The 14,198-nt window shown below is 73.4% G+C and carries 11 protein-coding genes; all 11 read left to right on the forward strand.

Going from position 1 to position 14,198, the window contains the following annotated elements:
• Positions 1-340: cell division protein FtsL (gene ftsL, locus KIK05_RS45995; RefSeq protein ID WP_504740214.1), on the forward strand; the 340-nt coding region annotated here is incomplete at its 5' end.
• A gap of 785 nt (positions 341-1,125) precedes the next feature.
• Positions 1,126-2,859 (forward strand): peptidoglycan D,D-transpeptidase FtsI family protein, encoded by a 1,734-nt coding sequence (locus tag KIK05_RS46000; protein WP_504740215.1) that lies wholly within the window; start codon positions 1,126-1,128, stop codon positions 2,857-2,859.
• Between the two features lie 41 nt (positions 2,860-2,900).
• The gene (locus KIK05_RS46005; protein ID WP_214417274.1) at positions 2,901-4,418 is read left to right on the forward strand and encodes a UDP-N-acetylmuramoyl-L-alanyl-D-glutamate--2,6-diaminopimelate ligase; all 1,518 of its coding nucleotides are present in this window, start codon (positions 2,901-2,903) and stop codon (positions 4,416-4,418) included.
• A 107-nt stretch (positions 4,419-4,525) separates the two neighbouring features.
• Complete coding sequence (locus KIK05_RS46010; RefSeq protein WP_214417265.1) at positions 4,526-5,899, forward strand: UDP-N-acetylmuramoyl-tripeptide--D-alanyl-D-alanine ligase; 1,374 nt, start codon at positions 4,526-4,528, stop codon at positions 5,897-5,899.
• Positions 5,896-6,954 carry a phospho-N-acetylmuramoyl-pentapeptide-transferase gene (gene mraY / locus KIK05_RS46015; RefSeq protein ID WP_214417266.1) on the forward strand — a complete coding sequence of 353 codons (1,059 nt, stop codon included), beginning with the start codon at positions 5,896-5,898 and terminating at the stop codon, positions 6,952-6,954. The genes KIK05_RS46010 and mraY overlap by 4 nt, the downstream gene beginning before the upstream one ends.
• Complete coding sequence (gene murD / locus KIK05_RS46020; RefSeq protein WP_214417267.1) at positions 6,951-8,375, forward strand: UDP-N-acetylmuramoyl-L-alanine--D-glutamate ligase; 1,425 nt, start codon at positions 6,951-6,953, stop codon at positions 8,373-8,375. The genes mraY and murD overlap by 4 nt, the downstream gene beginning before the upstream one ends.
• A gap of 72 nt (positions 8,376-8,447) precedes the next feature.
• Complete coding sequence (ftsW, locus tag KIK05_RS46025) at positions 8,448-9,770, forward strand: putative lipid II flippase FtsW (RefSeq protein ID WP_214417268.1); 1,323 nt, start codon at positions 8,448-8,450, stop codon at positions 9,768-9,770.
• The gene (gene murG / locus KIK05_RS46030) at positions 9,767-10,858 is read left to right on the forward strand and encodes an undecaprenyldiphospho-muramoylpentapeptide beta-N-acetylglucosaminyltransferase (protein ID WP_214417269.1); all 1,092 of its coding nucleotides are present in this window, start codon (positions 9,767-9,769) and stop codon (positions 10,856-10,858) included. The genes ftsW and murG overlap by 4 nt, the downstream gene beginning before the upstream one ends.
• Positions 10,855-12,264, forward strand: a complete 1,410-nt coding sequence (gene murC, locus KIK05_RS46035) for a UDP-N-acetylmuramate--L-alanine ligase (protein WP_214417270.1) — start codon at positions 10,855-10,857, stop codon at positions 12,262-12,264. The genes murG and murC overlap by 4 nt, the downstream gene beginning before the upstream one ends.
• On the forward strand, positions 12,261-12,926 hold the full coding sequence (locus tag KIK05_RS46040; protein ID WP_214417271.1) for a cell division protein FtsQ/DivIB: 666 nt from the start codon (positions 12,261-12,263) through the stop codon (positions 12,924-12,926). The genes murC and KIK05_RS46040 overlap by 4 nt, the downstream gene beginning before the upstream one ends.
• A 235-nt stretch (positions 12,927-13,161) precedes the next feature.
• Positions 13,162-14,198 (forward strand): cell division protein FtsZ (gene ftsZ / locus KIK05_RS46045; RefSeq protein WP_214417272.1); only part of this gene is annotated, 1,037 nt, incomplete at its 3' end.

The following is a 14,198-nucleotide window of genomic DNA, read 5'->3' on the forward strand; positions in this document are numbered from 1 at the left end:
GAGGCCGGCGGCCCGCCCGGCGGACGGCCGGGCGCCCCGGCCGCGCCAGGCGCCGCGCACGCCGTTCGTGCTGCTCGTGGTCGGGCTGCTGTGCGGCGGCCTGGTCAGCCTGCTGCTGCTCAACACCGTGCTCGCCCGCGACTCCTTCAAGGTGAACGACCTCGCCAAGAAGACCCAGCAACTGCGGGAGCAGGCTCAGGACAAGCAGAAGGAATTGCTGGAGAAGTCGCAGCCGGGCAACATCGCCGAGCGCGCCCGCCAGAACGGCGCCGAGCCCGACGACAGCGCCCCCGAGTTCCTGGTCACGGGCGACGACGGCGCGGAGGTCGCGAGCCGGTGAAAGAGGGCGGCGGCCGTCCTGGAAGGCCGGGCCGCGGCGGCCCGGGGGGAGGTCCCGGCGGCGGGCGTGGCGGTCCGGGCGGTTCCGGAGGCGGCCGGAGCGGTCCGGGCGGCCCTCGGCGTCTGCCGGGCTCCACAGGCCGTCCAGGACGCCCCGAAGGGAACGGAAAACCGGGTTCCCCCGGCGGTTCGGGGGCCTCCGGCGGCTCTCACGACTCCGGCGGCTCGCGCGGCTCGGGGGGCCGTTCCGGTGGTTCGGGACGCCCCGACGGTGCCGGGCGGCCGGCGCGCGACGGCTCCGACCCGAGGTCCGGCAAGGGCCGCCCCGACGCGGGCGGAGCCAAGGGCCGTCCCGACGGAGGAAACGGCAGGGGCAGGCCCGACCCGAAGAGCGGCAAGGGCCGTCCCGACGGAGGCGCCGGCAAGGGCGGGCCCGCCAGGCGATCACCGGCGGACGGTCCCCAGCGGCCCCGGCGCGGGCCGCAGGGCGGTCCCGACGGCCGGCGCGGCCCGACGGCCTCCTTCCGCATGGACGGGCGCGGCCCCGAGGGCACGCTCAGGGATCGCGGGCGCGGCCCCGAGGACGGGCGCGGACCGGCCGGGCGGCAGCCCCGTGAGCGCGGGCGCAGGCCCGGGGAGACCGTTCCCGGACCCCGCCGGGTCGTCCGGCGGGGGCCTGGAGACGTGCCGCCGCGCGGGCGTCCGCCGCGCGACGTCGACGGCTCGATGTGGGAGACGGCCCTGCGCCGCGCCTGGGACGCCCGCCCGAGCTGGACGCCGCGCCCCATGCCGCCGCTGCGCCTGGGCAACCCGCGCCGGCGCATCAACGTCGGCCTGATGGGCATGGCGGTGGTGCTGTCGCTGTTCGCCGGGCGGCTGGTCCAGCTCCAGGGCATCGACTCCAAGGTGTTCGCCGCCAAGGCCGCCGCGCGCGTCCGCGAGGAGAAGCTGCCCGCCCGCCGTGGCGCCATCACCGACGTGAACGGCAACGAACTGGCGGTGACCCTGGAGGCCCGCACGATCTCCGCCGACCCGACGAAGATCCCCGCGGCCGAGCGCGACAAGGCCGCCACGAGCCTGGCCGGCCTGCTCCAGGTGCCCAAGGGCGATGTCGTCGCGCAGCTCTCCCGCACCGGCACCCGATACGCCCTGCTCGCGCGGAACGTGCCGATCGGCGTCGCGAACAGCGTCCTGAAGCTGAAGATCGACGGCGTCGCCGCCGACCCGCAGTACCAGCGCGTCTACCCGGGCGGCAGCCTGGCCGGCGGGCTGATCGGCTTCGTCCAGGACGACGGCACCGGCGCGACCGGCGTGGAGCAGACCTACGACAAGCTCCTGGCCGGCAAGAACGGGCAGCAGACGATCGAGATCGGCACCAGCGGCCAGCGCATCCCCATGACCCAGAGCGCCAGGCAGGAGCCCGTCCCCGGGCAGGGCGTGCGGCTGACGATCGACCGCGACATCCAGTGGGCCGCCCAGCAGGCGATCGCCAAGCAGGTCCAGGCGACCGGCGCCCGCAGCGGCAGCGCCATCGTCATGGACGTCCGCACCGGCCAGGTGCTCGCCATGGCCAACGCCCCCGAGGTCGACCTCAACAAGTGGAAGAACGCCCCCGTGTCCGACCTCGGCAACCGCGCCGTCTCGGAGATCTTCGAGCCGGGCAGCACGAACAAGGTCATCACCGCGGCGGCGGCCATGGAGGCCGGCGTGGTGCGGCCCGACACCGTGCTGGAGGTCAAGGACAAGTACCAGTGCGCCGACCGCGTGCTCAACGACGCCCACCCGCACGGCCCCGAGCACCTGACCTTCACCGGTGTCATCGCCGAGTCGAGCAACGTCGGCACGATCATGGTGGCCGACCGGGTGGGCGACCAGCCGCTGTACAACATGCTCAGGGCCTTCGGCTTCGGCGCCAGGACCGGCGGCGGGTTCTACGGCGAGGAGGCCGGCCTGCTCCCCAAGCGGGAGACCTGGTCGGGCAGCCAGCGGTGCACGATCGCCTACGGCCAGGGCGTCTCGGTGACGGCGCTGCAGATGGCCAGCGTCTACCAGACCATCGCCAACGGCGGGGTCAGGATCACCCCCCAGCTCGTCGCCGGTACGGTCGATCAGCACGACCGCTTCACCCCGGCGAAGCCCGGCAAGCAGACCCGCGTCATCAGCGCGCGCACCGCAAAGGACATCTCACGGATGCTGGAGGCGGCCGTCGGCGCGGAGGGCACCGGCACCCTGGCCGCGATCAAGGGTTACCGGGTGGCCGGTAAAACCGGCACCGCCATGCGATACGACGAGAGTTGCCGAGGGTATTGCGGATATACCGCTACGTTTGTGGGGTTCACTCCCGCCGACGCGCCCCGTCTGGTGGTGCTCGCCGTCGTGCAGGCCCCCCAGAACGGCCACTTCGGCGGGAAGGTCGCCGCGCCCGTGTTCAAGGATGTCATGACGTTCGCGTTGAAGAACCGCAAGATTCCGCCCACCGGTACGACCGCCCCTTCGGTGCGCTTGAGCACCGACGGGTGACGGGGGAAGGTACGCTCTCGCCCGTGCGTCCCCCGTCGTCCATGCGTCCCACCGACTGCCCGGTCCGCCCGCTGTCCGGTCTCGCCGCCATGCTCGGCGCGCCCTCGGGCGGGCCCCGCGCGCCGCTCGCCGCGGTCACCGGCATCACCATCGACTCCCGCCGGGTCCGCCGGGGCGACCTCTACGTCGCCATACCCGGCTCGTCCTCCCACGGCGCGGAGTTCTCCGCCGACGCCGTCGCCGCGGGAGCGGTGGCCGTCCTCACCGACCCCGAGGGACGGGAGGCCGCGGTCGCCGCCGGCGTCCCCGTGCTCGTGGTGCCCGACCCGCGTTCGGTGCTCGGCCGGGTGGCCGCCTGGGTGTACGGCAGGCCGTCCGCCGACCTGCTGGTGATCGGCGTGACCGGCACGAGCGGCAAGTCGACGACCACGTTCCTGCTGGAGGGGGGCCTGCGCGCGGCGGGGCACCGCACGGGCCTGGTCGGCGGCGTGGAGATCCGCGTCGGCGAGCACAGGTTCGCGCCCACCCTCACCACCCCCGAGGCCAGCGACCTGCAGGGCCTGTTCGCGCTCATGCGCGAGGAAGGCGTCACCGCGGCCGCGATGGAGGTCTCCAGCCACGCCCTGGCGCTCGGCAGGGTCGACGGCGTGTCCTACGACGTGGCGCTCTTCACGAACCTCTCGCAGGACCACCTCGACTTCCACAAGGACCTCCAGGACTACTTCCTGACCAAGGCCCGGCTGTTCACCCCCGAGTTCTGCCGCGTCGGCGTCGTCAACCTCGACGACGAGCACGGGCGCGAGCTCGCCGGCATGGCCAAGGTCCCCATCACGACGTTCTCCGCCACCGGCGCCGCCGAGGCCGACTGGCGGGCGCGGGACGTCCGCCTCGGCGCCGACGGCAGCACCTTCCGCGTCATCGGCCCCGGCGGCGTCGAGGCCGACGTCTCGGTCGCGCTGCCGGGCCCGTTCAACGTCGCCAACACCCTCGGCGCGCTGGTCGCCCTGGTCGAGGCCGGGGTGCCGCTGCAGTCGGCCGTGCACGGCGTCGGTACGGTGACCGGGGTGCCCGGCCGCATGGAGCGCGTCCCGGGAGCCCGTGACTTCCAGGCCATCGTCGACTACTCCCACAAGCCGGGCGCCGTCGAGTCGGTGCTCAAGGCCCTGCGCCAGGTCACCTCCAGCGACCTGATCATCGTGCTCGGCTGCGGGGGCGACCGCGACCGGGGCAAACGGCCCATGATGGGCGAGGCCGCGGCCCGCCTGGCCGACGTGGCGATCCTCACCAGCGACAACCCCCGATCGGAGGATCCGCTGGGGATCCTGGCCGAGATGCTGGAGGGGGTCCTGCGCGTCCCGCGTGGCGAGCGCGCTCATATGATCATGGAGCCCGACCGCGCCGCCGCGATCGATCTGGCCGTCAGGCGTGCCCGGGCGGGTGACGTCGTCGTGGTCGCGGGCAAGGGGCACGAGCAGGGCCAGTACGTCGACGGTGAGGTCCTGCCGTTCGACGACCGGCAGGTGGTCGCCGAGGCGATCAGCAGACGTGAGCAGATGTGACGGGCGGCGACGTGCAAGGCTGAGCCACCGAGCCCGGCCGGGCGCCCCGCGCGCGGCGCCGGCCCCCCACACGCACCGAGAGCCTGTATGGAGAGTAGGGAAAACCAATGATCCCGTTGCCGCTGGCGAGGATCGCCGAGATAACCTCGGGTGCCCTGGCGGGCATGGCCGATCCCCAAGCCGTGGTCCGCGGGCCCGTCGTGATCGACTCGCGCGCCGCCGGCCCCGGATCGCTGTTCGTGGCGATCAGGGGCGAGCGGGCCGACGGCCACGACTTCGCCGCCCAGGCGTGCCAGGCCGGCGCGGTGGCCGTGCTGGCGACCAGGCCCGTCGACGCCCCCTCGGTGATCGTCGGCGACCCCCTGACGGCGCTGGCGGAGCTGGCCACGGCCGTGGTCGCCGAGCTGCCCCGCACCACCGTGATCGGCGTCACCGGATCCGCCGGGAAGACCACCACCAAGGACCTCCTGGCCAGGCTCACGGCGCTGGTGGGCCCCACGGTCGCCCCGGTCGGCTCCTTCAACAACGAGATCGGCCACCCCCTGACGGTGCTGCGCGCCGGCGAGGACACCCGCTTCCTGGTGCTGGAGCTCAGCGCCCGCAAGGAGGGGCACATCTCCTACCTGGCGGGCATCGCCCCGCCCAAGATCGGTGTGGTGCTCAACGTCGGCACCGCCCACCTCGGGGTGTTCGGCGGCCGCGAGCAGATCGCCAAGGCCAAGGGCGAGCTGGTCGAGGCGCTGCCCGCCGACGGCGTCGCCGTGCTCAACGCCGACGACCCCTTCGTGCGGGCCATGGCCGACCGCACCGACGCCCGCGTCCGCTGGTACGGACGCTCCGGCGAGGCCGACGTGCGCGCCGAGGGCGTGACCCTCGACGAGCGCGGGCGCGCCTCCTTCACGCTGAGGACCCCCTCCGGCGAGGCGCCGGTGCGGCTGCGCCTGTACGGGGAGCACGCCGTCGGCAACGTCCTGGCCGCCGCGGCCGTCGCCTACGAGCTCGGCCTGCCGGTCACGACCGTCGCCCAGGAGCTGTCCGAGGCCGCGCCGGCCAGCCGCTGGCGCATGGAGGTCACCGACCGGCCCGACGGCGTCACCGTGATCAACGACGCCTACAACGCCAACCCCGACTCCATGCGGGCGGCCTTCCAGACCCTCGGCGTGCTCGGCAAGGATCGCCGCAGGTTCGCCGTCATCGCCTCCCTGCTCGAGCTCGGCGACGAGAGCGACGATCTGAACGAGGAGGTGGGCCGCGTCGCGGCCGGGGCGGGTCTCGAGGGCCTGTGGGTCGTCGGCGACAACCCCTGGCCGGTGCTGGCCGGCGCCAAGGGCGCCCCGGCCGTCCACGTGCCCGGCCCCGCCGACGCCGCCGCCGAGCTGGCCGCGCGGCTACGACCCGGCGACGTCGTGCTCGTCAAGGGCCCGCGGGCGGCCGGTCTCGAGCGGGTCGCCGCGGCCCTCCTCGGTGGTGACGCCCGATGAGGGACATCCTCGTCGCCGCCGCGGTGGCGCTGATCCTGTCGATGCTCGGCACCCCGCTGGCGATCCGGCTGTTCGGCCGCCGGGGGTACGGGCAGAACATCCGGGAGGAGGGCCCCTCGGGGCACCACGAGAAGCGCGGCACGCCCACCATGGGCGGCACGGTCTTCGTGATCGCCTCGCTGATCGGCTTCGCCTGCTCCCATCTCGCCACCTGGACGCCGCCCACCGCCTCGGCGCTGCTGGTGCTGTTCCTGATGACGGGGCTCGCCACCGTCGGCTTCCTCGACGACTTCATCAAGATCTACAAGCAGCGGAGCCTCGGCCTGCGCAGCGGCGCCAAGGCGCTCGGCCAGCTCATCGTCGGCGCCGTCTTCGCGGTGCTGGTGGTGCAGTTCAAGAACGCCTACTCGCTGACGCCCGCCGAGACGAGGCTGTCGTTCCTCCGCGACTTCGGGCCCTCGGTCCCCATCGTGATCTTCGCGGTCTGGGTGCTCATCATGATCGTGGGCTTCTCCAACGCGGTGAACCTCACCGACGGCCTCGACGGGCTCGCCAGCGGCGCCACCGGCACCGTCCTGGCGGCCTACGTGCTCATCGGCAACTGGCAGCTGCGCAACAGCTGCCTGGTGCAGCTCGGCCCCAACTGCTACTGGGTGCGCGACCCGCTCGACCTGGCGGTGGTCGCGGCCGCCGTCCTCGGCGCGCTCGTGGGCTTCCTGTGGTGGAACGCCCCGCCCGCCAAGATCTTCATGGGCGACACCGGCTCCCTGGCCCTCGGCGGCGTCCTCGCCGGCCTGGCGATCACCACCCGCACCCAGTTCCTGCTGTTCATCCTCGCCGGGCTCTGCGTGCTCATCACCGCCTCGGTCATCATCCAGGTGGGCTTCTTCAAGATGACGGGCAAACGCGTCTTCCGCATGGCTCCCCTGCAGCACCACTTCGAGCTGAAGGGCTGGGCCGAGACCACCATCGTGGTCCGCTTCTGGCTCATCTCGGCCCTGTGCGCCGCCGCCGGGCTCGGCCTGTTCTACGTCGAATGGATGCCCAAGCCATGAGCGCGTCCGCGGGCGGAGCGGGCACGACGGTCACGGTGACCGGGCTCGGCGTCTCCGGGGTCGCGGCGGCGCGGAGCCTGGTGCGGGACGGGCACCGCGTCGTCGTCGTGGAGACCGGCGACGGCGAGCGGCAGCGGGCGGCGGCGGCCGAGCTCGCCGCCATCGGCGTCGAGGTCCGCTTCGGCGCGGAGCTCCCGCCGGAGACCGGCCTGGTCGTCACCTCGCCGGGCTGGCGGCCCGGCAACCCGCTCCTGGCGCGGGCCGCGGCCGAGGGCGTCGAGGTGATCGGCGAGGTGGAGCTCGCCTGGCGGCGCAGGCGCGCCGGGGCCGCGCCCTGGCTCGCGCTGACCGGCACCAACGGCAAGACCACGGCCGTGCGCATGCTGACCGCGATGCTGAAGGCCGCCGGCCACGAGGCGGCGGCCGTCGGCAACGTGGGCACCCCCGTCGTGGAGGCCGTCGACAAGCCGTACGACGTACTGGCCGTCGAGCTGTCGAGCTTCCAGCTCCACTGGTCGTCCGGTCTGGCGCCGCGGGCCGCGGCGGTCCTCAACGTCGCCGACGACCACCTCGACTGGCACGGGTCCATGGAGGAGTACGCCCGCGCCAAGGGCCGCGTCTACGAGCACGCCGAGGTGGTCGTCTACAACGCCGACGACCCCTGGTCGGCCCGCCTCGCCGCGCCGTACGCACAGGAGGGCGCCGGGCGGAAGGTCGCCGGGTTCACCCTCGATGTGCCGGCGCGCGGCCAGCTCGGCGTCGTGGAGGACCTGCTCGTCGACCGCGCCTTCGTCGACGACCCCGTCGGGGCCGCCGAGGAGCTCGCCACCCTGGCCGACGTGCGCCCGTTCGCGCCGCACAACGTCGCCAACGCGCTGGCCGCCGCCGCCCTGGCCCGCGCCTACGGCGTGCCGGCCGAGGCCGTGCGGCGGGGCCTGCTCGAGTACGTCCCCGACCCGCACCGCATCGCGCACGTCGCCCGCGTCGCCGAGGTCGACTACGTCGACGACTCCAAGGCCACCAACCCGCACGCCGCCGCGGCGTCCCTGGCGTCCTATCCCTCGATCGTGTGGGTGGCGGGCGGCCTGCTCAAGGGCGCCGACGTCGACGACCTCGTACGGCGTGCCGCGCCCCGGCTGCGCGCCGCGGTGCTCCTGGGGACCGACCGGGCCCGGATCCGCGAGGCTCTGGCGCGACACGCGGCGGATGTCCCCGTCGTGGAGGTCGAAGGGCAAGACACTGGGGTCATGGACCGTGTCGTCACCGAAGCCGCCCGGCTCGCATCCCCGGGCGACACCGTGCTCCTCGCCCCGGCGGGCGCGTCGATGGACATCTTCACCGACTACGGCGCCCGAGGAGACGCCTTCGCCCGAGCCGTCCACCGCCTGGCCGTCCCCGGCGGCGCCCGGGCAGGGGAGTGATCGGCGAGTGAGAACCATGCACTCGAGGGCGTCCTCGCGCCGCGGGAGCGGAGCGGGCGCCGTGGAGGCGCGGTGAGCGCGGACGCCACCGTCCCGGGGGAGGGGGCCGCGCCCGGGTGGCGCCAGGAGCGGCTGGCCGGGCTGCGGGAGCTGCTGAACCGCCCTCTCACGTCGTACTACCTGGTGCTGGGGTGCAGCGCCCTGCTGCTCGCCCTGGGCCTGATGATGGTGCTCTCGGCCTCCAGCGTCGAGGCCCTGCAGCTGAAGCGCGACCCGTTCTACTGGTTTCTGAAACAGGTGGTGTCGGTCGGCCTGGGCATCCCGATGATGTGGATCTGTTCCCGGCTGCCGACGCGCTTCTTCCGCCTCGCCGGCTATCCGCTGATGATCATCTCGATCATCGCCCTGATCATGGTGCTGTTCGTCGGCACGGCCGAGCTCGGCGCCCAGCGGTGGATCTACCTGCCCGGCGGCCTGACCATCCAGCCGTCCGAGCCCGCCAAACTCGGCCTGATGCTGTGGGGGGCCGACCTGCTGGCGCGCAGGGCCAAGGCCGGGCGCATCGAGTGGCGGCAGCTGCTGATCCCGCTCATGCCCGGCACGGCGATCCTGGCCGTCCTGGTCATGCTGGGCCGCGACCTCGGCACCACCCTGGTGCTGATGCTGATCTTCCTGGCGCTGCTGTGGGTGGTCGGGGCGCCGCTGCGGCTGTTCGGCGGCATCCTCGCCGTCGCCGCCCTCGCCGCCGTCGTCATGATCAGCGTTGAGGGCTACCGCTCCGCCCGTATCGAGGGCTGGCTCAACGTCTGGGGCAACGCGCAGACCTCGGGGTACCAGGCCGCGCAGGGCCAGATCGCGCTGGGCTCCGGCGGCTGGTTCGGGCTCGGGCTGGGCAGCGGGCGCCAGAAGTGGGGCTACGTGCCCCACGCCGAGAGCGACTTCATTTTCTCCATCATCGGCGAGGAGCTCGGCCTGATGGGCACGCTCGTCGTCGTCGCCCTCTTCGGCCTGCTGGGGTACGCCGGGCTGCGCGTGGCCACCCGCGTGAAGGACCCGTTCATCCGGCTCACCGCCTCCGCCGCCGTCGCCTGGATCGCAGGTCAGGCCATCGTCAACATCGGCGCGGTGATCGGCGCGCTGCCCATCACCGGCATCCCGCTGCCCCTTGTCTCCTATGGTGGTTCGGCGCTGTTGCCCACGCTGGCGGCCCTCGGCATGCTGTTGTCGTTCGCCAAGCGCGAGCCCGGCGCGGCCGCGGCGCTCCAGGCTCGTGGCCCCGGCCCCGCGGCGCGGGCTCTAAGCTGGCTTGGCCTGGGTCGCCTCCTGGCGCGAGATCGCCGGCAGGGGGCGCAGCAGGCCGACAGTGGACGACGTGGAGTGAAAGGACCGACATGAGGGTGGTCCTCGCGGGCGGCGGGACGGCCGGCCACATCGAACCCGCGCTGGCGCTCGCCGACGCGCTGCGGAGGCTGGACCCGAGCATCGGGATCACCTGCCTCGGCACCGAGCGCGGGCTCGAGACCAGGCTGGTTCCGGCGCGAGGGTACGAGCTGGCACTGGTGCCCGCGGTTCCGCTGCCGCGCGCGATCACGCCCCAGCTGCTGACGGTCCCCGGCCGGCTGGCCGGGGCGATCAACGCCGCGGCGCAGATCATGGACCGCGTCCAGGCCGACGCCCTGGTCGGCTTCGGCGGGTACGTCGCCACCCCGGCCTACCTCGGGGCCAGGCGGCGCGGGCTGCCGATCGTCGTGCACGAGGCCAACCCGCGCCCGGGGCTCGCCAACCGGCTCGGCGCCCGGCTCACCGACCACGTGTTCACCGGCCACCCCGACGCCTCGCTGCCCCACGCCGAGTACGTCGGCATCCCGCTGCGCCGGGAGATCGTCGCGCTCGACAGGCTCTCCAACGGCGACAAGGCCAGGTCGTACTTCGGGCTGGAGAACGACCGGCCCACGCTGCTGATCTTCGGCGGCTCGCAGGGCGCCCGCGCGATCAACGAGGCCGCCCTCGCCGCCGCGCCGGTGCTGCGCCAGGCCGGAGTCCAGGTGCTTCACGTGATCGGCCCGAAGAACACCGTGATCGAGGAGCCGCCTCCCGGCGACCCGCAGTACGTCGTGCTGCCGTACGTCGACCGCATGGACCTCGCCTACGCCGCCGCCGACTTCGTGCTGTGCCGCAGCGGCGCGATGACCTGCGCCGAGCTGACCGCGGTGGGGCTGCCCGCGGCGTACGTCCCGCTGCCCCACGGCAACGGCGAGCAGCGGCTCAACGCCGCCCCCATCGTGCAGGCCGGCGGCGGCATGATGGTCGACAACGCCGACCTCACGGCCGACTGGATCATCCAGTACGTGCTTCCCATCCTGCGCGACCCCGAGCGGGTCGTCGCCATGTCCGAGGCCGCCTCCCGCATGGGGCGCAAGGACGCCGACACCGTGCTGGCCCGAAAGGTGCTGGAGATCATCCACTCGGGAGGCCGCCGATGAGCCTGGTGAAGCTGATCGAGCCCGTGGCGGCCGGCGATCTCGGCCGCGTGCACTTCATCGGCATCGGCGGCGCCGGCATGTCGGGCATCGCCCGCATCCTGCTCAAGCGGGGCGTGACGGTGTCCGGCAGCGACGCGCGCAGCTCCCAGCTGGTCACCGAGCTGCGCGAGCTCGGTGCCACCGTGCACGTCGGGCACGCCGCCTCCCACATCAGGAACGTCGACACCGTCGTGGTGTCCACCGCGATCCGCGACTCCAACCCCGAGCTCGGCGAGGCGCTGCGGCAGGGGCTGCGCGTCATCCCGAGGGCGGCGGCGCTCGCCGCGCTGATGGTGGGGCGCACCGGCATCGCCGTGGCGGGCACCCACGGCAAGACCACGACCACCTCGATGCTCACGGTCGCCCTGCAGAAGTGCGCGCGCGATCCGTCCTACTGCGTCGGCGGGCAGCTCGTCACCACCGGGCTCGGCGCCGACGAGGGCGCGGGCGACGTCTTCGTGGCCGAGGCCGACGAGAGCGACGGGTCCTTCCTCATGCTGGCCCCCAAGATCGCCGTGGTGACCAACGTCGAGGCCGACCATCTCGACAACTACGGCGACCCGCAGGCCGTGTACGACAGCTTCGCCCGCTTCGTCGAGCGGATCGGCCAGGCCCTGGTGGTGTGCGCCGACGACCCCGGCGCGGCGGCGCTGATCCCGATGGCGCGCGCCCGGGGCCTGACCGTCCGCACCTACGGCGAGACCGCCGACGCCGACCTGCGCGTCCGCGACATCGTCCCCGACGGCTTCGGCGTGGCGTTCACGGTGGAGGGCAGGGGAGAGGTGCGGCTGGCCGTCCCGGGCCGCCACAACGCCCTGAACGCCACCGCGGCGCTGGCCGTCGCCGAGGAGCTCGGCGTGCCGTTCGACGAGTTCCGCGACGGCCTGGCGGCCTTCACCGGGGCCAAGCGCCGGTTCGAGGCCAAGGGCGAGGCGGCCGGGGTCGCGGTGTTCGACAGCTACGCCCACCATCCCACCGAGCTCGCCGCCGACCTGCGGGCCGCCCGCGACGTCGTGGCGTCGTTCTCCGGGCCCGCCGGGCGCGTCATCGCGGTCTTCCAGCCCCACCTGTACTCGCGCACCCGGTTCTTCGCCGACGAGTTCGGGGCCGCCCTCGGGCTGGCCGACGAGGCCATCGTGCTCGACGTGTACGGCGCCCGGGAGGACCCCGAGCCGGGCGTCTCCGGGGCGCTGGTCGCGGGCAAGGTGCCGCTCCCCGCCGACCGGGTCGCCTACGTGCCCGACCGGGGGGCGGTGGCGGCGATGGTCGCCGAGCGGGCCCGTCCCGGCGACATCGTCCTCACCATGGGAGCCGGCGACGTCACCGAGCTCGGTCCCCGCATCGTCGACGAGCTCGCCTCACGGTGAGCCCTCCGGCCTGGCGCACGGCACTCGCCGTCCTGCTGTCCTGCGGGGTGGTGGGGGCCGCCGCCTGGCTGGTGTTCTTCTCACCGGTCCTCGGGGTGCGCGACATCGCCGTCTCGGGGAACAGCCTGCTGCCCGCCGAGCGGATCCGCCAGGCCGCGGCCGTGCCCGACCACGAGCCGCTGGCCACGGTCGACCTCGACCAGGTCCGGCGCCGGATCTCCGCGCTGCCCGAGATCGAGTCGGCCCGCGTGGAGCGCAACTGGCCGGGCACCCTGGTGGTCCACGTCGTCGAACGCCGGCCCGTCGCCCTGGTCCAGTGGGGCGGCAGGACCTCGGTGGTCGACCGGCACGGCGTCGCCATGGAGCCGACCGGCGTGGTGCCGCTCCCCACGCTCCAGGTGCCCCGTTTCGCCTCCGGGGACCCCGCGACGGGGGCGGCGCTGGCGGTGGCCGCCGGTCTTCCGGACGATCTGGCCCGGAAAGTCCGCGCCGTACGCGCCACGACGGCGCGAGATGTCACGCTGGCGCTGTCCGACGGCCGTACGATCATGTGGGGTGGGGCGGAGCGCACCGGAGAGAAGGCGCGCGTCGCCCTCACGCTGCTGCGACGCCCCGGCGACAGTTACGACGTGAGTTCTCCTGACGTGGTGTCTGTCAAGTGATCTGTCCCACAGCTTGCCGGGTTCCGGCAGGAGCGAAAGGGACAGGGCGCGACACGCCGGGCGAGGTTGCGGCGCGGTGAGTTGACCCTGGGGGACGGGCAACCCTACTGTCCGTATCATTCCTCAGGTTGACATAACTCTAAATCTCAACTTGAGGGTGAGAGTTAAACAAGAAGGTCCGGCACCGTTTCGGGCTTCACGTAATGCAAGTAAACGAGCGGAAAGGCCCCTCGTCGTGGCAGCACCGCAGAACTACCTCGCGGTCATCAAGGTCGTCGGCATCGGCGGCGGCGGAGTCAACGCCGTGAACCGGATGATCGAGGAGGGACTCAAGGGCGTCGAGTTCATCGCCATCAACACCGACGCCCAGGCGCTGCTGATGAGTGACGCCGACGTCAAACTCGACGTGGGCCGTGAGCTCACACGCGGCCTCGGCGCCGGGGCGAACCCCGAGGTCGGGCGCAAGGCGGCCGAAGACCACCGTGAGGAGATCGAGGAGGTCCTCAAGGGGGCCGACATGGTCTTCGTCACGGCGGGTGAGGGTGGCGGCACCGGCACGGGCGGCGCGCCCGTGGTGGCGAACATCGCGCGCACCCTCGGCGCGCTCACGATCGGCGTGGTGACCCGGCCGTTCAGCTTCGAGGGCCGGCGCCGCGCCATGCAGGCCGAGGCCGGCATCGAGACCCTGCGCGACGAGGTCGACACGCTGATCGTCATCCCGAACGACCGGCTGCTGTCGATCTCCGACCGCCAGGTCAGCGTGCTCGACGCCTTCAAGGCGGCCGACCAGGTGCTGCTCTCCGGTGTGCAGGGCATCACCGACCTCATCACCACACCTGGACTGATCAACCTCGACTTCGCCGACGTGAAGTCCGTCATGTCCGGCGCCGGCTCGGCGCTGATGGGCATCGGTCACGCGCGCGGCGACGACCGGTCGGTGGCGGCGGCCGAGATGGCGGTGTCCAGCCCGCTGCTGGAGGCCAGCATCGACGGCGCCCACGGCGTCCTGCTCTCCATCGCGGGCGGGTCCGACCTCGGCCTGTTCGAGATCAACGAGGCGGCGCAGCTGGTGTCCAACGCCGCCGCGATGGACGCCAACATCATCTTCGGCACGGTGATCGACGACGCCCTCGGCGACGAGGTCCGCGTGACGGTCATCGCCGCCGGGTTCGACGACCCCGCGCCCGCGGAGCAGCCCGCCGCGGCGCAGCCCGCCTCGCGCAACCAGGCCGCGTCGCGTCCCGCCGCCCAGGCGGCGCCCGCGCAGGCCGC

Source organism: Sphaerisporangium fuscum (genome assembly GCF_018531465.1).
Taxonomy (GTDB): Bacteria; Actinomycetota; Actinomycetes; order Streptosporangiales; family Streptosporangiaceae; genus Sphaerisporangium; species Sphaerisporangium fuscum.